This is a genomic window from Haloarcula amylovorans, from assembly GCF_004681185.1.
GTDB lineage: Archaea > Halobacteriota > Halobacteria > Halobacteriales > Haloarculaceae > Haloarcula > Haloarcula amylovorans.
This window is the reverse complement of record NZ_SRIF01000001.1, coordinates 375,325-396,357: the sequence shown is the minus strand read 5'-3', so window position 1 is coordinate 396,357 and position 21,033 is coordinate 375,325. Positions and strand designations below refer to the sequence as shown.

15 protein-coding genes are annotated in these 21,033 nt (G+C 64.8%); 7 read left to right on the top strand and 8 right to left on the bottom strand.

Translation table 11 applies throughout. From position 1 onward, the window contains the following. Window positions 1–2: 2 nt before the first annotated feature. Window positions 3–1,061 carry a glycosyltransferase family 4 protein gene (locus tag E4S61_RS01940; RefSeq protein ID WP_135302218.1) on the bottom strand — a complete coding sequence of 353 codons (1,059 nt, stop codon included), beginning with the start codon at window positions 1,059–1,061 and terminating at the stop codon, window positions 3–5. Window positions 1,062–1,141: 80 nt separating this feature from the next. Here E4S61_RS01940 and E4S61_RS01935 point away from each other — a divergent pair, with 80 nt between their 5' ends. Beyond that, on the top strand, window positions 1,142–2,941 hold the full coding sequence (locus E4S61_RS01935) for a S9 family peptidase (protein WP_135302217.1): 1,800 nt from the start codon (window positions 1,142–1,144) through the stop codon (window positions 2,939–2,941). 98 nt (window positions 2,942–3,039) lie between these two features. Further along, a complete protein-coding gene (locus E4S61_RS01930) occupies window positions 3,040–3,525 on the top strand; it encodes an NUDIX hydrolase (protein WP_135302216.1) in 486 nt (161 codons plus the stop codon). On the opposite strand, the gene E4S61_RS01925 is transcribed toward E4S61_RS01930, so the two are convergent. After that, entirely contained in the window at window positions 3,522–4,580 is a 1,059-nt protein-coding gene (locus E4S61_RS01925; protein WP_135302215.1) for an NAD(P)-dependent glycerol-1-phosphate dehydrogenase, read from the bottom strand. The genes E4S61_RS01930 and E4S61_RS01925 overlap by 4 nt on opposite strands. Window positions 4,581–4,738: 158 nt before the next feature. Between E4S61_RS01925 and E4S61_RS01920 the strand changes: the two genes are divergently transcribed. From E4S61_RS01920 to E4S61_RS01910, 3 genes are all read left to right on the top strand, one after another. Next, on the top strand, window positions 4,739–7,282 hold the full coding sequence (locus E4S61_RS01920; protein WP_135302214.1) for a glycoside hydrolase family 3 protein: 2,544 nt from the start codon (window positions 4,739–4,741) through the stop codon (window positions 7,280–7,282). A gap of 240 nt (window positions 7,283–7,522) precedes the next feature. After that, window positions 7,523–8,623: a TrmB family transcriptional regulator gene (locus E4S61_RS01915; RefSeq protein WP_135302213.1), complete on the top strand. Its 1,101-nt coding sequence runs from the start codon at window positions 7,523–7,525 to the stop codon at window positions 8,621–8,623. Window positions 8,624–8,903: 280 nt separating this feature from the next. Beyond that, window positions 8,904–9,968 (top strand): hypothetical protein, encoded by a 1,065-nt coding sequence (locus tag E4S61_RS01910; RefSeq protein WP_135302212.1) that lies wholly within the window; start codon window positions 8,904–8,906, stop codon window positions 9,966–9,968. Between the two features lie 20 nt (window positions 9,969–9,988). Here E4S61_RS01910 and E4S61_RS01905 read toward each other — a convergent pair whose 3' ends face one another. The 6 genes from E4S61_RS01905 to E4S61_RS01880 form a co-directional block, all read right to left on the bottom strand. Beyond that, window positions 9,989–10,975, bottom strand: a complete 987-nt coding sequence (locus E4S61_RS01905) for an NAD-dependent epimerase/dehydratase family protein (protein ID WP_135302211.1) — start codon at window positions 10,973–10,975, stop codon at window positions 9,989–9,991. A gap of 89 nt (window positions 10,976–11,064) precedes the next feature. Continuing rightward, window positions 11,065–11,448 carry a DUF7522 family protein gene (locus tag E4S61_RS01900; protein ID WP_135302210.1) on the bottom strand — a complete coding sequence of 128 codons (384 nt, stop codon included), beginning with the start codon at window positions 11,446–11,448 and terminating at the stop codon, window positions 11,065–11,067. Window positions 11,449–11,565: 117 nt separating this feature from the next. Further along, on the bottom strand, window positions 11,566–16,143 hold the full coding sequence (gene gltB, locus E4S61_RS01895; RefSeq protein WP_135302209.1) for a glutamate synthase large subunit: 4,578 nt from the start codon (window positions 16,141–16,143) through the stop codon (window positions 11,566–11,568). Window positions 16,144–16,338: 195 nt separating this feature from the next. Continuing rightward, window positions 16,339–16,755, bottom strand: coding sequence for a CBS domain-containing protein (locus E4S61_RS01890; protein WP_135302208.1), 417 nt, complete (start codon window positions 16,753–16,755; stop codon window positions 16,339–16,341). Between the two features lie 137 nt (window positions 16,756–16,892). Continuing rightward, the gene (locus tag E4S61_RS01885) at window positions 16,893–18,149 is read right to left on the bottom strand and encodes a Glu/Leu/Phe/Val family dehydrogenase (protein ID WP_135302207.1); all 1,257 of its coding nucleotides are present in this window, start codon (window positions 18,147–18,149) and stop codon (window positions 16,893–16,895) included. 304 nt (window positions 18,150–18,453) lie between these two features. After that, window positions 18,454–19,221, bottom strand: a complete 768-nt coding sequence (locus E4S61_RS01880; RefSeq protein ID WP_135302206.1) for an NAD-dependent epimerase/dehydratase family protein — start codon at window positions 19,219–19,221, stop codon at window positions 18,454–18,456. Between the two features lie 124 nt (window positions 19,222–19,345). Between E4S61_RS01880 and E4S61_RS01875 the strand changes: the two genes are divergently transcribed. Both E4S61_RS01875 and E4S61_RS01870 read left to right on the top strand, forming a co-directional pair. Next, window positions 19,346–20,170, top strand: a complete 825-nt coding sequence (locus tag E4S61_RS01875; RefSeq protein ID WP_135302205.1) for a hypothetical protein — start codon at window positions 19,346–19,348, stop codon at window positions 20,168–20,170. Window positions 20,171–20,262: 92 nt separating this feature from the next. Continuing rightward, the gene (locus E4S61_RS01870; protein WP_135302204.1) at window positions 20,263–21,027 is read left to right on the top strand and encodes a sugar phosphate isomerase/epimerase family protein; all 765 of its coding nucleotides are present in this window, start codon (window positions 20,263–20,265) and stop codon (window positions 21,025–21,027) included. The last annotated feature ends 6 nt before the right edge of the window (window positions 21,028–21,033 follow it).

Genomic DNA, 21,033 nt, shown 5'->3' with positions numbered 1-21,033 from the left:
ACTCAGAACAGTCCGTGTTCGTCGACCAGTCGCTCGTAGAGAGTCTCGTACTCGCCTCGGACGGTCTCGTGGTCGAACTCGGCCAGCGACTCGTCGACGGTTCGGTGTTCCATGTCGGCCGATTCGACGATCCTATCGGCGATCTCCTGTGGCGTGGTGACGCGGAAGGCCCGGTCGCGATGTTCGACGAGTTCGTGGCCGCTGGATTCGGCCTGGTACTCGACGATGCCGATACAGCCACAGGCGAGCGCCCACAGTAGGTCCGTAGCGAAACACTCCCGGAAGGCCGTCTGGACGAAGACGTGCGCGCCCTTGTAGATGGAGACGCGTCGTTCGCGGTCACAGGCCCCGACGAACGCCACGCGGTCGTCGATGCGGAGGTCGGCGGCCTCGCGTTCGTAGGAAGCGCGTTCGGGGCCGTCGCCGATAATCGTGGCCGACCAGTCCTTCCGGCGGAGTTCCGCCAGTCCGAGAAACAGCGACTCGACGTTGGCGCTCTCGTCTAACGGGTGGGCGTAGACGACGTCTACCTCATCGGCGGGGTCGGCTCCCCGGACGAGGTCCATGTCGATGCTCTCGGGGAGGACCGTCGTCTGGTCGGCCGACGCGCCGGCTTCCCAGAGACGCGTCTGGACGAGTTCGGAGGGCGTGACGAACTGGTCGGGCACGCGGACGGACCAGTCTGTCCGGTGAGCGTCGGGCAGGCTATCGTCGCCGTACCACTCGACGACCAGCGGCGAGCGAGCGAGCGATGCACCGAGGTTGGCCGCGAGGACGACCGACGGCGGGGACGGAATCGCGTGGACGACGTCCGGGCGGAACTTCGCCAGCAACGCGGGCAGTCGCGTACAGAAGGAGGGCTCGGTCGGCGAGACGGTGACTGCCCGATAGGTGACTTCCTCGGGAGTGAACCGCTTGTCGAATCCGTCCCACCACTGCGAGCAGAACACCGACACCTCGTGCCCGGCGTCGGCGAGTTCGCGTGCGACCCGTTCGATGCGCCGTCGGCCGTCGGTGTCCCGGTAGTGACTCGTCTCCATGGCGACGACCGCGACACGCATACCGAATTCGTCGACGGGGGGTGTCAAAAATCCACCCGTTCGCCGCAACTGATTTTGCCCGCTCGTCCCTCCCAACGGGCGTGTACGACTACGACCTCGAACGCTATCTCAACGTCCGGAGCGCCTACGGCGCTTCGTTCGCGCCCGACGGGACGCTCTCGTTCCTCCACGACGCGACGGGCGTCTCACAGGTCTGGACGCTCGATGCCGCCGGTCGCTGGCCCGAACAGCGCACCTTCTACGACGAACCGGTGAGCTTCGTCGAGTACTCCCCCGAACGCTCGGAACTCGTCTTCGGGATGGACGAGGGCGGCAACGAGCGCACGCAGCTATTTCTGCTGGACGCTAAGGGGCGAATCACGAACCTCACGGGGATGCCAGACGCCAAGCACCGCTGGGGCGGGTGGCGACCCGACGGCGAGGCCTTCGCCTTCGCCTCGAACCGCCGCGACGAATCGGTCTTCGACGTGTACGTGCAGGGCCGCGAGGAGGCGGGCGAGGACGCCGAGTTGGTCTACGAGGGCGACGGCTGGTTCACTGTCGGCGGGTGGTCGCCCGACGGCGAGCAGTTGATTTTGAGCGAGGCCCACTCCAATTTCGACCAGGACGTCTACGTCTTGAACGTCGACTCGGGCGACCTGACGCATCTGACGCCCCACGAGGGCAGCGTCCGCTACACCAGCGTCTCGTGGGGTCCGGATGGCGACGCGCTGTATCTGGTCACCGACGAGCGAAGCGACACGCTCTCGCTGGCCCGTCTCTCGCTATCTGGCGACCTCGAAATCGTCCGAGCGGACGAGCAGTGGAACATCGACGGCGTCGCCATCGACCAGGCGAGCGGTCGCGTGGCCTACTCGAAGAACGTCGAAGGGTACAACGAACTCACCGTCGGCGAGTTCGAAGACACGACGACCATCGCGGAGTTCTCGACGCCGGACCTCCCCGGTGGGTTGGCCGGCGGCGTGGCGTGGAGTCCCGACGCCGAGCGCTTCGCCGTCTCCGTCACGGGACGCACCGTCAACACGAACGTCTTCGTCATCGAGACGGCGACCGGCGAGAGCGAGCGCTGGACCCACGCCTCGACGGCCGGCATCCCGCAGGAGACGTTCGTCGAACCGGAGGTCGTCCGCTTCGAGAGCTTCGACGGCCGCGAGATTCCGGCGCTGCTCTCCCTACCGCCGGAAGCCGACGAGGACGGCACGGCTCCCGTCATCGTGGACATCCACGGCGGTCCCGAGAGCCAGCGCCGTCCCTCCTTCGCCGGTCTCACGCAGTATTTCCTCTCGCGGGGTTACGCCGTCCTCGAACCGAACGTCCGCGGCTCGACCGGCTACGGGAAGGCTTACACCCATCTCGACGACGTGGAGAAGCGACTGGACTCGGTGAAGGACATCAGAGCGGGCGTCGAGTGGCTGCACGGCCAGCCGGCGGTCGACCCCGACCGAATCGTCGCCATGGGCGGTTCCTACGGCGGGTTCATGGTACTCTCCTCGCTCACCGAGTACCCCGACCTGTGGGCGGCGGGCGTCGATATCGTCGGGATCGCCAACTTCGTCACCTTCCTCGAAAACACGGGCGAATGGCGACGCGAGTTGCGCGAAGCGGAGTACGGGTCGCTCGCCGAGGACCGCGACTTTCTCGAATCGGTCTCCCCGATCAACAACGTCTCCCGCATCGCCGCGCCGCTGTTCGTCCTCCACGGTGCGAACGACCCGCGGGTCCCCGTCGGTGAGGCCGAGCAGATCGCTGAGGAGGTCGCAGCCCACGGCGTCCCCGTCGAGAAGCTGATATTCGACGACGAGGGCCACGGCATCAGCAAGCGCGAGAACCGCATCGAGGCGTACACGCGCGTCGTGGACTTTCTGGACGACCACGTCTGAGCGGCGGTCGAACGCTCGGATTCGGGCGGCTGTCGTGTCGTTTCAGCCGGTGAGAACAGTTAGCCGGGTTTATACGATTGGCTCGTCTCCCTCGGAATATGAACGTATCCGACCGCTCGCGGACGCGGATCAAGGAGTGGTTGGAGCGCATCGAGTCCGAAGTCGGGTCGCCGACGGTCACACAGACGACGTTCGAAGTGGCCGAGGACAGCTATCGACGTGCGCTCGACCAGGCCGAGGAGGGGCATATCGACGTTCAGGTGGTGGTTCGGGACGGCTCTGGCGCGGTGTTGCTCAACGAGGGGGACAGCGGCTGGGGCGTGCCGCGGGGGCAACCACACGCCGACGAGCAACTGACCGAGGCCACAGAGCGAATCGTCCGTGACGCTACCGGCGTCGACTGCGTGGTGACGGACGCGACGAGCGCGACCATCTCGGGCATCCGCAACGCCGACGACGAGACGGCACCGGCGGTGTACCGGCTCGGCGTCGTCTTCACCGCGGAACTCGCCGAGGCCGAAGCGGCTACCGACGAGGCGGTGCGGTGGGACACCGACCCGGACCCGGTCGCCGAGCTCGTCTAGACGACGCCGGTGACCGTCGCCGCTTCGATGGCCGCTTCCTCGCTCATTCCGTCGCCCAGAACTGTATAGCGGTCACGTATCTCGTGAGCCGTCGTCAGCGCCTCGACGATAGTCTCGTCGTCGATACCCAACTCGTCTGCCGTCGTCGGCGCGCCGATGGCCGCCAGCGCGTCCCGAACGTCGCGCCAGCGCCCCTTCGGTCCGCTGTGGAGGTACTCCGTCATGATGGCACCGACGCCGACCTGATGGCCGTGTAGCGCCGGGTCGGGCGCGATGCGGTCCAGCTGGTGAGAGAAGAGGTGTTCCGCACCGCTGGCCGGCCGCGAGGAGTCCGCGATGGACATGGCGACGCCAGAAGAGACCAGCGCCTTCACGACGATCCACGATGACTCCTCTAACCCCTTCTTGATAGAACTCGCGCTGTCGACGAGCATCTCGGCGGTCATCTGCGAGAGCGCGCCGGCGTACTCGGAGTAGGGGACGTTCTTCAGGCGGTGAGCGAGTTCCCAGTCCCGAACCGCCGTGTAGTTCGAGATGATGTCGGCACACCCGGCCGTCGTCAATCGCCACGGCGCTTCCGCTAAGACTTCCGTGTCGGCGACGACGGCCAGCGGCGGTTCGGCGGCGACGCTGTGGCGCGTATCGCCCTCCGGCACGGATCCCCGCCCCGAGACGATGCCGTCGTGGCTGGCCGCCGTCGGGACGGAGACGAAGCCGAGTCCCAGGTCGTCGGCCGCCATCTTCGTGATGTCGATGGCCTTCCCGCCGCCGACACCGAGCATGAACCCCGCGTCCACGTCTTCGGCGTGGGCGATGACCTGTTGGACGGCGTCGAAACTGGCCTCGTCGATGACGACTTCGGCCGGGTCGTAGCCCGCGTCCTCGAACTGGTCGACGACGCGCTCGCCGGCGACGGCGTGCGGTGTCGGACTGGAGACGACCAGCGGCCGCCCAGCCAGATGGAGTTCGTCCACCGCGTCGAGCGTCTGGTCGAGTACCCCGTGACCCACCACGACGTTTCGCGGTAAGCGAATCCACGTCGATTTATCGAACATACCTCCTGTCGTCCCCGCGGTGAGAAAATGGTTTGTTCTCGACGGGTGGGAGCGTGGTTCTTTTCTATCATAAATATATGTATTGAAAAGCTTTGACAGTCGTCTCACCATTGTTTACCAGAAACAATTATGTACATCATCGTTTGGGTACAGACGCGATGGCAGATAATCCCGACACGACTGACGACGGCGTAGCGGAGACGTCCCGGCGAACGTTCATGAAAGCTACTGGCGCGGCAACGGCGACGGCTGCGGTGGGGGCTGGTACCGGCGCGGCGGCGGCACAGACCGACGAGGACATCGAGACCATCATCTCGACCCTGAGTCTCGAACAGAAGGCGGCACAGATGACTCAGGTCGCCATCAGTTCGTTCGAACCCGAACCCGAGGGCTCGAACGTCCCCGACAGTTTCGGCGTCGACACCGTCGGCGAGTACTTCAGCGAACTCGGCGTCGGGTCGATTCTCTCAGGAGGGGCCGCACCGCCGAGCTTTGACGGCAACGAAGTGGTCTCGGGCATCAACGACCTGCAGGAGTACAACCTGCAGAACGCCGACCACGACATCCCGTTCCTCTACGGCGTCGACGCGACTCACGGGAACGGCCTGCTCGAAGGCGCGACCGTCTTCCCGCAGCGACTCAACATGGGGTCGACGCGGAACCCGGACCTCGTCGAGAAGGCCGAGGAACACACCAGTGACTCGACCGTCTCGATGGGAGCACACTGGACGTTCGCGCCGACGACGGACCTCCAGCGTGACCCCCGCTGGGGTCGCTTCTTCGAGGGTATCAGCGAGGACCCGAAACTGGAAGGCGACGTCTCGCGAGCACGAGCGCGAGGGCTGGAGAACGACGACCGCCTCACCTCCTGTGTCAAGCACTTCGGCGCGTACTCCATCCCGAACAACGGCAACGACCGCGCGCCGGCTTCGACGTCACTGCGTGACCTCCGGACGAACATCTTCCCGCCGTACCGCGAGGCCCTGCAGGCGGAACCCGGTACCGTTATGGTCAACAGCGGCGCGGTCAACGGCGTCCCCGCACACGCCTCTCACTGGCTCCTGACGCGGATGCTCCGAGAGAACTACGGCTTCGAGGGGATGATCGTCTCCGACTGGGACGACCTCAACCGGATGATCACGAACCACGACTACGCCCCGGACTTCCGGACGGCGACGAAGGAAGCCATCAACGCCGGTATCGACATGTACATGATCGGCAACGGCGGGAGCGCCCCCGGTCCGGTCCAGTTTATCGACACTGTCGTCAGCCTCGTCAGGGACGGCGAAATCACCGCAGACCGCATCGACGAAGCGGTGCGAAACATCCTCGAACTCAAGGCCGACCTCGGCCTGTTCGAGGAACCGACCGTCGACGAGTCCCGTATCGACGGCGTCCTCGGCGGTGCGAAGGAAACCTCCGAGCAGATGGCTAAAGAGTCGATGGTACTCTTGAAGAACGCCGACGATACCCTCCCGCTCTCGGGCGACGAGAACGTCCTGCTGACCGGGCCGGGCGTCGACAGCGAGGGCAACAACACCCGCGCGCTGATGCAACACGGTGGCTGGACGCTCGGCTGGCAGGGGCCGAGCGGGAGCGGTCCGTTCCCGCGCCAGCGCCTGCTGGTGGACGAACTCGAAGATTGCGTCGGGAGCCTGACCCACGTCCCCACGTCCTACGAGAACACGACGTGGTGGGCCGGGCAGGGCGACGCAGAGAACCAGCAAAGCGACGAGAACGGGGAGTTCGACTTCACTGACGAGCAGGAGAGTCAGGTCCGGTCGGCCGCCCCGGACGCCGACGCCGTCGTCGTCGTCATCGGCGAGGGCTGTCACAACGAAGGGTTCGGTGACCGCGACGAACTCGTCTTGGACGAGTCCCAGCAGCGACTCATCGACGTGGTCAACGACGAGACGAGCGACTCGACGCCCGTCGTCGGCGTCATGCTTGCCGGCAGTCCGCGCGGGTCGCCCGAGACGTTCGAGAAACTCGACGCCTTGCTGTTCGCCGGCGAACCCGGAAGCGACGGCGGCGCGGCCATCAGCGACACCCTCGTGGGCAACTACAATCCGTCGGGCAAACTCGCCTTTAGTTGGCCCACCAACGAGGGAACGCCCGTCGGGACGACGCCGGTGCAGTACAACCGCTACCCGCCGACATCGACCGGCGCGACGGACAACACCCCGCTGTACGAGTTCGGTCACGGGCTGAGCTACAGTTCCTTCGAGTACGGCAACGTCTCGCTGTCGCGCAGTACCGTCGGCAACCCGGCCAACCAGTCGGAGGTCTCCGTCAGCGTCGAAGTGACCAACACCGGCGGAATGGCCGGCGACCACATCGTCGAGGTGTTCAACACCCAGTCCTACGGGTCGGTCCTCCAGCCGCTCCGCCGACTGCTCGGCTACGAACGGGTTTCGCTCGCCGCCGGCGAGACGAAGACAGTCGAGGTGACCGCGGACCTCACTGCGCTGGAAGTCGTCCCCGGCGACATCCTCGGCGTCCAACCGAAAGTCGTCGAGGCCGGCGACTACGAGCTCACGGTCGGGCAGGACGGCCCGACGGCGACGCTCACGGTCAAGAACACCCGAAGCATCACCGACGACGACCCCGTCCCCGGTCGCTACGACATCAACAACGACGGCGAGCGAGGAATGGACGACGTCAAAGCCCTGATGCAGGGCATCCGCAGCTACGACGACTGAGAGCGGTTGTTGTAGCGAGTTGCCGGTACGTCCGCCGTATCGGGGCGCTAACGGCGTCATCGGCTTGGCGTGGAACCGAGCCGCCATCGTCGATGGGGACGGCGTGACCATCGGGGTCGTCTCCCCACAGCAGTCGGTGACACCACCGCACCCTGTTCTAACGAAGGACTATACCACCGTAGCGAGTACGGGTCCATCGACCAGACTCAGCCGCCGAAGCGCACGGCGGCCTCTCAAACCATGTCGGACCAACCGCCATCAGAAACGGAAACGATACGAGCGAAACTCCAACAGTACGGCTTCTCCGAGACCGCGGCCGAGACGTACCTCGCCGTCGTCGAGCGCGGGTCGGCGACAGCGAGTACCGTCGCGGAGGCCGCCGGCGTCTCGACCAGTTACGTCTACGACATCTGTGACGACCTCGCGGCCGACGGCTTCGTCGCCGTCGACGATCACCGAACTCCCACCGAGATTCGAGCGGTGCCGCCCGCCGAAGCGTTCGGGGCGCTCCGGACCGACCTCGACACATTGGAGTCGGCCGTCACCGCTCGGTACGAGCGACCGACGGACGACGACGAGACGTTCGAAGTCGTCAAATCCCGGGCGACCATCGGCAAACGGTTGGTGAGCCACATCGACGCCGCCGAATCCGAGGTGATACTGCAACTGCCGGCCCGTCGGTTACCCGTCGTCGCCGATGCGCTCAGGCGGGCCCGCGAACGTGGCGTCCTCGTATTGCTAACGCTCGGTGCCCACGAGGGCGACGAGTCGAAATCGGACCTCGAATCGATCTCGGAGACGGGCGGCCGTCTCGACGGACTCGCGAACGTCGTCAGGTCCGGACTGGCCGGCGCACCGTCACTGTTGGCGACCGACCAAGAACGAGGATTCGTCTCGCCAGCGACCATGCTGAGTTGGGACCACGACCAGACCCGCGCCATCACATTCAGACAGGACGCCGTCGCCGCGGTGCTGGTCGGGTCGTATCTGGGAAACTACTGGCCTATAGGCGAGGAACTGCTCGTCACCCGCCCGTCCTCGTTGCCGGTGACCTACGAGATGTTCCGCCACACTGTCTTCGCGGCGGAACTCCAGATGCGGACCGGGACCGACGTCAGCGTCGACCTCTACGCCCGGCGGGTCGGAACCGACGACCCCTTCGAAACCGTCACCGGGACCGTCGTCGACGCCCGACAGAACCTCGTCGAACCCGCGAACAGCGACTTCGGCTTCGAAAACTCGCTAATAGTCGATACCGGGACCGAACGTATCAGCGTCGGCGGCTACGGCGCGTTCCTCGAAGACTACGAATGCAAACAGGCGACTGTCCGGCCGGCGTAGCCACCGATTACCCCACAACCCCGCAACGGTCCCGTTCGCGTCGGTCAGACGAACGACGGCCGCTGTTCGGCCGGTAATGGGGTCGAAACTATATGTCAGATAGAGTTATCTTTCGTGTCGAGGCGGAAGCTGGGTAGCCAGCACCGCCGACACGGAGGATTCATCATATGGACGCGACACACGCCGGATTGAGCGGTCAGGCACGGAAACAGGGGACAGGAGGCTCGGTCAGTCGTGCGACGGCGGGGCCGTCCCCGGTCGAATACGGACGGAGTTACAAATGGTAATCACAGCGTTACAGTTGCCGATTATCGGCCTCGAACTCTCGACGTTCGTCGTCCTCATCATCGCCGCCTTCGCAGGGGGCGCGTTCGGAGCCGCGCTCGGCGCGCTCCCGGCGTTCTGTTTCACCGGCTTCCTCGTCGCCATCGGCGAGGCCGCGGCCTACGCCGGAGCCGAACTGGCGGGTAGTATCACCGGCGCAGTCGCCTTCGGTCCGGTGTTCGGCCCCCACGTTTCCTTCGCCGGGGGCGCGGCCGCCGCCGCCTACGCCGCCAGGCAGAACGAGATGGGTGCGGCCTTCGATTACCACAACGCGAAGGCCATCACCTTTGCGCTCGGCACCAAACCAAGTCACCTCGCCGTCGGCGGTGCGTTCGGCATCGTCGGAATGCTCATCAGACAACTGTCCGCTGGACTGATGCTCCCGTGGGACCCCATCGCGATGGGCGTCACGCTCAGCGCGTTGCTCCACCGACTCGTCTTCGGGTACTCCATCATCGGCGTCGTCGCCGGTGACGGCATCCTCGACATGACGCCGTTCGCGCGCGGCGAGAAGCGAGCCGAGGACGAAGTGTCGGGTGACGCCGACAAGGCGGGCGAGGAACGCTTCGCCGTCGAACCGTGGCTTCCCCATCAGTACAAGTGGCCGGGCGTTGCCTTCATCGGCTTCGTAACCGGCGTTCTCGGGGGGTACATCTGGCTCGAAACGGGGAGTTACTTCCTCGGCTTCGGCATCTCGGCGGCGTCGCTCACCTTCCTCAACCTCGGCGTCGAGAAGATTCCGGTGACACACCACATGACGCTGCCCGCTTCGACTGCCGGGGCTGCCGTCGTCGCCAGTGACCCCGGTGGAAGCGCCCTGCTTGTCGTTATCGTCGCAGCCATCTTCGGTATCTACGGCGCGTTACTCGGCGAGGTGTGGCAGCGGATCTTCTACGCCCACGCCGATACCCACTGGGACCCGCCAGCAGCGGCCATCACGCTGGCGACGTTCACTATCGCGATACTATACATCCTCGGTGTCTTCCCCGGGTCGGCATGGGTGCCGGCACTCGGCCTCTAACTTCCCACACTTCTCGTTCGTCACTCCGTCAGGTCGTCGAGCAGTTCCTCCTCGACGTCGCGGTCCGGCCCGAACTGCCGCCCGGTCCGGTCGTTCTCCTGGTGTTCCTCGACCGTCCGCTGGAGTGCCACCCGGTGCGGCGTCGAGGACCACCCCAGGGATCGGAGTTTCGCCGTCTCCAGCAGATGGGGTGACGCCCGGTGAATCGGGAAATCTTGCGGCGTCAGGCCGTGTCGCGCAAGGTCGCGCTCTGTCGCGCCGACCGTCTCGACGCCCGTCTGCAGCGTCTCAGCCAGCAGATCTATCCACTGGCTCAGCATCGGTGCGTGTTCGTCGCCGACGTTGTAGGCCTCACCCGCTGTGCCCTCCTCGGCGACGATCCGAAGCGCACTCGCCACGTCCTCGACGTATGCCATCTGCCAAAGGCTCATCCCGTCGCTTGGGACGACAATGCGGTCTTGGACGGCCACCCGGTCGACCCAGTAGGCAAAGCGGTCGGTGTAGTCGTGCGGGCCGTAAACGACGGTGGGCCGGACGCTCATCGCTCGCACGCCGCCCTCGGCGGCCGCGAAAACCTCACGGTCACCCTCGGCTTTGCGGGGACCGTACGTCGCGCTGCTGTCGGTCGTCGCCTCGTCCTCGTTACACGAGGCGAGCGCCGTGTCGTCTTCACGTTTCGGCACCCGCTCTTCGCCGTAGGCCGCGCCGCTGGAGACGTAGACGTAGGCGTCGACGTCAGCGAACACGTCGGTGGCAACCCGAACGTCCTCGGGGAAGTAGGCCACGCAATCGACGACCACGTCGGGGTCACACTCGTCGCGGGCGGCCACGAGGTCCTCGCGGTCGCGGCGATTCCCCGGGACGTGGGTCACGTCCTCGTCGTCTGCGAACGGGTTATCGTGGTTCCCTCGGTTGAATATCGTCACGTCGTAGTCGGCGTCGAGGAATTCAGAGACGGTGTAGCGGCCGATGAACCGCGTGCCACCGATAATGAGAACCTGGTCCATATCTGCCGTAACGGTCGGCGGTGTCAAAACGAGTGGGGTGGCGGCCAATCGAGCGCGACGACCGGCCTCAGTCGTACCCGAAGCCGGCCTCAGTCGTACCCGAAGCCGGCCTCCTCCATGCATCGGACGATGAACGCGCGCTGGGCGACGAACGCCGCCGGGTCGAGCGCGACGGCGACCCCCTCTGTGTCGCTGGCGACGAACTGCAGCTCGATGGCCTCCTCGAAGCAGTGGACGGTACACTTCAGATCGCCGTGGACGTAGAGGTCCTCCATCGCCGGCTTTCCAAAGGATGTGATGCCCAGTTCCTGCCGAACCTTCTCCAGGTCTCGGTCGGTGTACTGCGAGCGAACGTCCTCTCTCGCGTAGACGACTTCGAAGGTGTCCTCGGCGTAGTAGATGACGCTACGCAGTTCGTCACCGACCTCGCTCTCGAGGTACGACGCGACGCGCTCCGGTTCGGCGGGTGCCATACCGTGGCACACTCACGGACGGCGAAAAGGTATTTTGGTGGATATGTTACAATAGTCGAGAGGTCGTCGCGACGCAATCGTCCAGCGAACGAACGACGGGCAGCGTATCCGTTCCCGTCAGTCGTCGGAGGAGGCCGCGAAGTCCATCTCGTCTGCCGCGTCGGCCGGGGCTGACGCCGCGGCCGGCGGTTCGTTGCGCACGTCGTCGCGTTCCCGGTCGGAGATGACCTCCGCGTAGGCGTCGGGCATCACCTTCGTGAAGTTCTGGACTTCGGCGTCCCAGTCTTCGAGCAGTTCGGCCGCCTTCTCGGAGCCCGTGTAGGCCGCGTGGTTCTCCACGAGGCGAGTTATCATCCCGCGGTCTTTGCCTTCCAAACTGTTCTCGATGGAGACCATGCCGGTGTTGGCCTGTTCGGCGAGGTTGTCCGCTGGGTCGTAGACGTAGGCGACGCCGCCGGACATCCCGGCCGCGAAGTTCTTGCCGGTCTCGCCGAGGACGACGATCGCGCCACCGGTCATGTACTCACAGCCGTGGTCGCCGACGCCCTCGACGACGCCCTTGACGCCGGAGTTGCGCACCGCGAATCGCTCGCCGGCCTGCCCGTTGATGTAGGCCTCGCCCTGGGTCGCGCCATACAGCGCGACGTTGCCGATAACGATGTTCTCGCTGGCCTCGTAGGACGCTTCGGCGGGCGTGTTGACGACGAGTTTGCCGCCGGAGAGTCCCTTGCCGACGTAGTCGTTGGCCGTCCCGGTGAGGTCCATCGTCACGCCCTGTGCGAGGAACGCGCCGAAGGACTGCCCGGCCGTGCCGTTCAGGTCGACCCGGACGGTGTCGTCGGGCAAGCCGTCGCCGCCGTACGTCCGACAGATGCGGTTCGACAGCGTCGCACCGACGGCCCGGTCGACGTTGTTCACATCAGTATCGACGGCGACCGGTTCGCCGCTTTCGAGAGCGGGTTCGGCCGCGTCGAGAATCTCCCAGTCGAGCTGTTCGTCGACCTCGTGGTTCTGTTCGCGCTGTTTGTAGCGGCCGTCGTTGTCGACAGGTTCCGCGATGACCGACGAGAGGTCGATCTTCTTGGCCTTCGGCTGGGTCACGTCGTCTCGCTGTTCGAGGACGTTGACCCGCCCGATCATCTCCTCAACCGATTCGAAGCCGAGTTCGGCCATTATCTCGCGGAGTTCCTGTGCGACGAACGTCATGTAGTTGATGACGTGTTGCGGTTCGCCGGGGAACCGACTCCGCAGGTTCTCGTTCTGCGTGGCGATGCCGACCGGGCAGGTGTTCTCGTGGCACTGCCGGGCCATCACACAGCCCGACGTGACCAGCGAGGCGGTCCCGAACGTGTACCCTTCGGCACCCAGGAGCGCGGCGACGGCCACGTCACGGCCGGTCTTCATCCCGCCGTCGGCAGTGACCTTGATGCGCGAGCGGAGCCCCGTCGCGCGGAGCATCTGGTTGGCCTCCGCGACGCCGAGTTCCCACGGGAGGCCGGCGTTCTTGATGGAGGTCTTCGGCGACGCACCGGTCCCGCCGTCGTGGCCCGAGATATGGACCACGTCGGCGTTGGCCTTGGCGACGCCGGCCGCGATGGTGCCGATGCCGTCCTCGGCGACCAGTTTGACGTTGATGTCGGCCTCGGGGTTCGACGCCTTCAGGTCGTGGATGAGCTGTTTGAGGTCCTCGATGGAGTAGATGTCGTGCAGCGGCGGCGGCGAGATGAGACCGACGCCCGGCGTCGCGTAGCGGACGTGGGCGATCATCTCGTTGACCTTCTTCCCGGGCAGGTGGCCGCCTTCGCCGGGTTTCGACCCCTGAGCCATCTTGATCTGGAGCTCGTCGGCCGATTCGAGGTAGTGAGCGGTGACGCCGAAGCGACCCGAGGCGACCTGCTTGGTCGTACACTCCTTCTCGGTGTCGAACCGCTCGGGTGGTTCGCCGCCTTCGCCGGTGTTGGCGTTGGCACCCATCCGGTTCATGGCGATGGCGTTGTTCTCGTGCATCTCCGGCGAGAGCGACCCCAGCGACATCGCCGCCGTCTCGAATCGTTTCACGATGTCGTCGACCGGCTCGACGTCCTCGATAGGGACGGAGTCACGGTCCGAGTCCAGTTCGAGCAGCCCGCGGAGCGTCTGGAGTTGCTCGTTCTGGTCGTTGATGAGTTCGGCGAACTCCTGATAGAGTTCGTAGTCGCCCATCCGGACGGCCTGTTGAATCTTGCCGACCGTGTTGGGGTTCCACTGGTGGTGGATGCCGTTCGAGCGGAACTCGTACTCGCCCTGTCGGGGCATGTCGGGCTCCTCCTCGCTCCAGGCGACGTCGTGTCGCTGGAGGAGGTCCTCCTCGATGTCGTCGATGTCGATTCCCTCGGTGCGACAGGTCGTTCCCTCGAAGTACTCGGCGATGAAATCCGAGGAGAGACCGACGGCCTCGAAGATCTGGGCTCCCTGATAGCTCTCGACGGTGGAGATGCCCATCTTCGCCATCGTCTTCAGCAGGCCGTCCTCGACGGCGGTGATGTAGGCGTCGATGGCCGCCGAGAGGTCTGCGCCGTCGGGACCGGCAACGAGGTCGTCGATGGTCTGATAGGAGAGGTAGGGGTTGACCGCGCCCGCGCCATAGCCGATGAGCGTCGCGAAGTGATGGACAGCACGCGGGTCGCCGGATTCGAGGACGAGACCGACGTGGTTGCGCAGGCCGTTGCGGACGAGGTGGTGGTGGACGCCACCGACGGCGAGCAGCGACGGGATGGGGACGCGGTCCGGCCCGGCGTCTCGGTCCGAGAGGACGATAATGTCGTGGTCCTCGGCGGCGGCGTCGGCCTCGCTCCGCACGTCTTCGACGGCCTCGCGGAGGTCGGTGCCGCGCTCGTAGGTGATGTCGACGACCGCCGTCGACATGCCGTTCTCGTCTAGCTCTTTGATGGCCGCCGTCTCCTCGTCGGTGAGGATTGGCGAGTCGAGGACGAGTTGGCGGGCGTGTGCCTGTGATTCGTCGAGTAAGTTGCGCTGGTAGCCCAATCGGGATTCCAGCGAGGTGACCAGTTCCTCGCGGATGTAGTCCAGCGGCGGGTTAGTGACCTGCGCGAACAGTTGCTTGAAGTAGGTGAACAGGGGACGGTTGAACTGCGAGAGCACCGACAGCGGCGTGTCGTCGCCCATCGACCCGACCGGGTCCTTCCCCTTCTCGGCCATCGGTTCGATGAGGTGGTCCACCTCGTCGTACGTGTAGCCGTACATCGCCTGCTGGCTCCGCAGGCCGGTGGCCTCGGTCTGGGGTGTGTTGTCTTCGCGGGCGGCGACATCGTCGATGTCGACCTGCTCTTCGGCGACCCACTCGCCGTACTTCTCGTCGCCGATGTCCTCGAACACTTCCGCGTCGGGGATGACCCGTCCTTCCTCGGGGTCGGCGAGGAAACACTGGCCGGGTTGGAGACGCCCCCGCTCCGCGATTTCGCTGGCGTCGTGGTCGAGCGCGCCGGCCTCCGAGGACATCACGAGCGTGTTGTTCTCTAAGATGTCGTAGCGACAGGGGCGCAGTCCGTTCCGGTCGAGGACGGCACCGATACGTTCGCCGTCCGTCGCCGCGACCAGCGCGGGACCGTCCCACGGTTCGACCAGTGAGGCGTGGTAGTCGTAGAAATCGCGTCGGTCGCCGGCCACGTCGTTCATCTCGCCGCGCCACGCCTCGGGGATGAGCATCCGGAGTGCGTGCGGGAGGTCACGGCCACCCTGCAGTAAGAGTTCGAGCGCGTTGTCGACGCTGGCGGTGTCGGACTGGTCCGGGTCGTCGATGATGGGCTTTATCTTCTCGATGTCCGAGGAGCTTCGCTCCTCGCTATCGTCGCTGAACCGCTCGCTCTCGATGTCCGTCTCGCGGGCCCGCATCCAGTTGATGTTGCCCTGAATGGTGTTGAACTCGCCGTTGTGGATGATGCGGCGGTAGGGGTGTGCGAGGTGCCACGCGCCCAGCGTGTTCGTCGAGAAGCGGGCGTGGACCATCGCGAAGGTAGAAGTCAGACGGTCATCGGCGAGGTCAGGGTAGTATTCGGGGAGTTGCTCGGCCTTTAGCAGGCCCTTGTAGACGATGACATCCGTCGCCAGCGAGACGACGTAGAAACGCTCGTGTCCGGCCGGTCGCTCCTCACCGACGGTGTTTTCGACCACTCGACGGCCGACGTAGAGCTGGTTATCGAGTTCCTGGCCCGTCTTCCCGTCCTCAGATGTGACCGCGAACTGGGCGACGGCGGGCTCGGCATCGCGTGCGGTCTGTCCGATGTCTGCGTTGTTCGTCGGAACGTCGCGCCAGTCGAGGACGGCAAGTCCTTCACCGGCGAGTTCCGTCTCAACGAGATCTTTCAGGTCGGCGGCGTCGTCCTCGTCCTGTGGCAGAAAGAGCGTCCCGATGGCGTACTCGCCGGGGTCCGGGAGGTCGGCGTCCATCTCGTCCGCGAAAAACTCGTGGGGCAGTTGCAGCATGATGCCCGCGCCGTCGCCGGTGTTCTGTTCGGCCCCCGTGGTCCCTCGGTGTTCGAGGTTTTCGAGGAGTTGCAGACCGTCCTGTACTGTCTCGTGGTCGCTGCCGCCATCGAGGTCCATCACGACCCCGACGCCGCAGTTCGACCGGGCGTCCGTCGGGTCTGCGAGTCCGGCCTCGCTCACAGACTCATCGCTGTCGTGTCGCTCAACCATGTATGCGCGCTACTAGCTGAACACTCCATAAAAGGATAATCCTGAAGGTATTAGTGTTGTTAGACCACATATTAGGACATATATATTCATAACGATAGATAACAGTCTATTCAGTTCGACATGACGGACACGGTAACGACAGCGCCGTCGCTCGGACGAGAGGTGAAAAAACGGGGCCGAACGTCGGCGTCTACGTTAGTTCTGGGCGCGTGCCGGCGACGGTTCTTCGATACCGGAGATGTAGGCGGTGAGGTCGGTCGTCGTCAGCATCCCGACGACGCCCTCCGTCTCGTCGGTGACCGGGACGTGGTGAATACCGTTCTTGATCAAGGTGTCGGCGACGGACTCGATCGAATCGTTGGCCGTCGTCGTCACGACATCGGTGCTCATGTACTCGGCGACGGGTATCGAACTCGTCTGTCCGCCCTGCGCGGCGATGCGGACGAAATCGGTCGACGTGACGATCCCTTCGAGCTGGCCCGCTTCGTCGACGACGACGACCGAACTGATGTTCTCCGCGAGCATCTTCTCGGCGACAGACTCTGCCGACGCGTCCGCCGATATCGTCTGTACGGGCGACGACATCAACCGACCGACAAAAATGTCATCCATGGGTGTCGGTATCATTTCTCTCGGGATAAGTTTGTCGTATCCAGCGATTCGCGACGAGAACTGTACAGATTATAGCTACCGGACGAAAGAATCGAGAGACGGGTCGCGAGGTGGGCGTCTTCGCCTATTCGAGCGAGCTATGGCCAGACGTCGGCCTGTTCGGCTGCGTCGACGACGCGCTGGATTGCGACGACGTAGGCGGCGACACGCATACTCGGCAAGCCGTGTTCCTCGTAGGCGTCGACGAGCGTGTCGAACTGGTTGACGATGATATCTTCAAGTTCGTTGTTGACGCGCTCTTCGTCCCAGTAGAAGCGCTGGCGGTTCTGGACCCACTCGAAGTACGAGACGGTGACACCGCCGGCGTTGGCGAGGATGTCGGGGACGATGAGGACGTCTTTCTCGGCGAGTACGTCGTCGCCCTTGGGGGTGATGGGGCCGTTGGCCGCCTCGGAGATAACGTCTGCCTGCACGCCCTGGGCGACCTCCTCGGTGATGGCGTTTTCGAGGGCTGCCGGGATGAGGAGGTCGACGTCGAGTTGGAGGAGTTCCTCGTTGGTTATCTCCTCGTCTGCACCGGCGAATCCGGTGACGCTTCCGGTTTCGCGTTTGTGGATTTTCGCATCGACGGCGTCGAAGCCGTCCTCGTTGTAGATGCCGCCGCTGGAGTCGGAGACGGCGACGACCGTCGCACCCATCTCTTCGACGAGTTTCGCGGATATCCAGCCGGCATTCCCGTAGCCCTGTACGGCGACGGTCGCGCGGTGGATATCTTTATCGAGATAGTCGAACGCTTCACGCGCGGCGATGACCGTCGAACGACCGGTCGCCTCGACGCGACCCTCGCTCCCGCCACTGGAGATGTCCTTCCCCGTGATGACGCCGGGTTCGGTCGTGTTCTCTAGGGTCTCGTAGGTGTCCTTGATCCAGTTCATCTCGCGCTGGCCGGTGTTGACGTCCGGCGCGGGGATGTCGCTATCCTCGCCGATGAGGGGCGTCAGTTCCGTGGCGAAGGCGCGAGTAATGCGCTCGAGTTCGGACTCCGAGTACTCCGAGGGGTCGATGACGATGCCGCCTTTCCCCCCGCCAAGAGGGATGCCGGCCGTCGCGGTCTTGTACGCCATCCACCCGGACAGCGCCTTGACCTCGTCTCGGGAAACGTTCGGGTGGTAGCGAATGCCACCCTTGTAGGGGCCGCGGTCGCCGTTGAACTGTGATCGGTACGCGCGGAACACCTCGATAGACCCGTCGTCCATCTCGACTGAGAGGTTCGTCTCGAGAATTCGCTCCGGGTTCTTGAGCCTGTCGAGCATTCCCTCGTCGATATCGATGTACTCGGCAGCCTCGTCTACCTGTTCCTGAAAGCTTTCGAACGGGTTGACCGAATCTCCCATATATGAACGAACGCACAGGGGTTCTTAAAAAGAATTCGAAGTAACATCATCTCTCAGAAAGTTCGGGCAAGAAATGTCATATTATGGTTAAAACTAGGGTGGACAATATAAGGTCAACCGTACACCTAGAATGGTACTGCTCGAACGCTCGTCTCGGGAGTCCGTTCGGGTCAGAGGCCATCGCCGTCTGTCGTTCGTATGACCCCAGTCTGACGGTGATTTATATAGGTCCGTGTGTCACTCGACACTGGGGGCACGGAGAAAGTCACACGCTCCCTCGGCCCCACCTTTCGTGATTCTCAGTTCATATCTCGGTGAGCACCTCGACCGCGTCGTCGCGCGGTCGATAGTCGAGCGAAACGATGGTATCCGCGAGCGTCAGGTACCGGTCGCCGTTCCGTGAGATAGCGTTGACGATGAGCGGCGACGTCGAAATCGGATGACGGACGGCCGCTTCGACGACGGCGCGGCAGTCGCGCGGACTCAACCACATGGCGCGGGCGAACCGATGGCGAGCCTCGGGCCCGGACCGCGTCTCGCGGAGTTCCGCCTCGGTCATGAGCCACCCGATACGGAGCGAGACGACGTCGATACCGTATCGGTCGGCGTAGAACGACCCCATCGCTTCGCAGGTCACCTTGGCGACGCCGTAGTACGAGTCGGGTCGGAGCCGGTCATCGGGACCGACCACCGCGGAGAGTTCTTCGCTGAGCGACTCCATCTCTTCGGGGTCGTCGCGGTTGTACATCCCGACGACGTGGCTCGTGCTGGCGAACACGAGCCTGTCGAGTCCGTTTCGCCGCGCCGCCTCGAAGGCGTTGTACGTCCCCCGAACGTTCCGCCCGTGGCCCGTCGTCCAACCGCCCTCGCTCGCCGGCTCCCACGCCAGATGGAGGAGAGCGTCCGCGCCCGAAAGCGCCGCCACGAACGCCGACTCGTCGGTTACATCGAGGACAGTGCTGTCGAGGTCCGGATGCACTCTGTGCGTGAACAGTTCCTGCTCCCCCTCGTCGAAGACGTCCCTGACGACGCTGCCGACTGCCCCGGCCGCTCCGGTAATCGCGACGGTCATGGGTCGATGCGACGGCGGGCCAACAGTTTGTTACGAGAGCGGTATCGGCCGATACGGCTGGCTTACTCCGGTAGAACGCCGATAGCGCCCCTATACTCTTGCGCGCGACCGGTCCCCAGCCGGTATGGACGACGCGAGCGACGGCGTGCGACTCCGCGACGGCGACTGGCGAGAGGCCTTCGAACGACTCGACGAACGCGGGGGCGGCGTCGTCACTGTCCCGGCGGGACGCGTCGAGAGCGACCCCGTGACCATCGACCTCGCGAAGTATCCGAACCTCCGGAACAACGTCTCGATACGGGGTGCTGGCATCGGGACGAGTACGGTTGACCTGGGTGAAGGGAACGGCGACGGGTTCTCGCTCGTCCACAGCGACGAGGGAGACGTTTTCTACCTCCAGTTGACCGGCATGCTATTCGAGGGAGCTCGCGACGGCGTCCTCGTCCGTATCGGCAGCGACGAGCGAACTGACGCGTACAACAGCTGCTCCTTCGAGTTCGCCACCTGTAACGGCCACCCCGACGCCACCGCCGCCTGTCGGCTGAACGCCGTGCTGAACACGCGCCACTTCGGCGTCCACAACTGCGAGGGCGGGACGGCACTGGAGTTGCGAGAGTTCCAGTTCGGTGGCCTCACGGGGTCGGTCAGCAGTCGAGACGGCGTCTCGCTGGAACTGAGCGGCTACACGTTCGCCAACGTCGTGGAGTGGCTGAACGTCGAAGCCTGCGACGACGGCATTCGAATCGTCGGCGAGAACTGCGACATCAACCGCTTCGGAATGCTGTACGGGGCGAACGTCGGCGGGACCCTCTGGCGGCACGAAGCGCCGGTCCAGACGCGCATCGACGCGGCGTTCGTCGGCGAGAACGTCGAGCGAATCGCCGACCACGACGACGGCGAGTACACCGTCGGCCTCTCGAACGAGTCCTTCGACGACACGGGGGAGTAAGTCCACGATCCACAGCCGTAGCAGGCGTGTACGGTGGAACTACTCGGGCAAGCCCCCGGTAACAAAGCCACCGGTCGACAAAGCGACCGGCGATGAGCACACCTTCTCCGGACGGGTCGCCATCCCGCGAGGTCGGCGTCCAGAGTTTCACTTACCGCGCGTTCGACGTCGACGGGTTCTGCGAGCAACTCTCGGAGACGCCGATTACCGCCGTCGAACTGTGTGACGTCCACGTCACGCCCGAGAGCGACGAACGAGACGTCGAGGCGACGCTGGACCGACTCGCCGAGACCGACCTCGACGTCTGTGGCTACGGCGTCGTGACGGTCGACAGCCCCGATGGCGTCGACGAGTTGCTCTCGTTCGCCTCGAGACTCGGGGCGAACTATCTCTCGGTCGAGTTCTCGCCGGACGACGACGAGACGATAGAGACGCTCTGTGCGGCGGCGGACGACTACGACCTCGACCTGGCAATACACAATCACGGGCCCGACGCGACGTACGCGACGGTCGAGGACGTAACGGCCGTCCTCGACGCCCACTCACATGAACGGCTGGGAGCCTGCGTCGACACAGGCCACTACCTCCGGTTGGGAGAGTCGCCCGACGAGGTGATTCCCGCGCTGGGCGACCGGGTGCGCGCGCTCCACCTCAAGGACTTTCTCGACGAAGATACCGAGGCGGTACCCGGACAGGGCCAACTCGACGTGGGGGAACTCCTGACGTTACTGACCGACCACACCGAACTGGCCCAGCCGCTCGTCGTCGAGTACGAAGCAGACCCGGAGAATCCGACCCCGGCCGTCGTCGAGGCCGTCGAGGAGATTCGTCAAGCCGAGGTGGACCGCTCGGACTGACGCCAC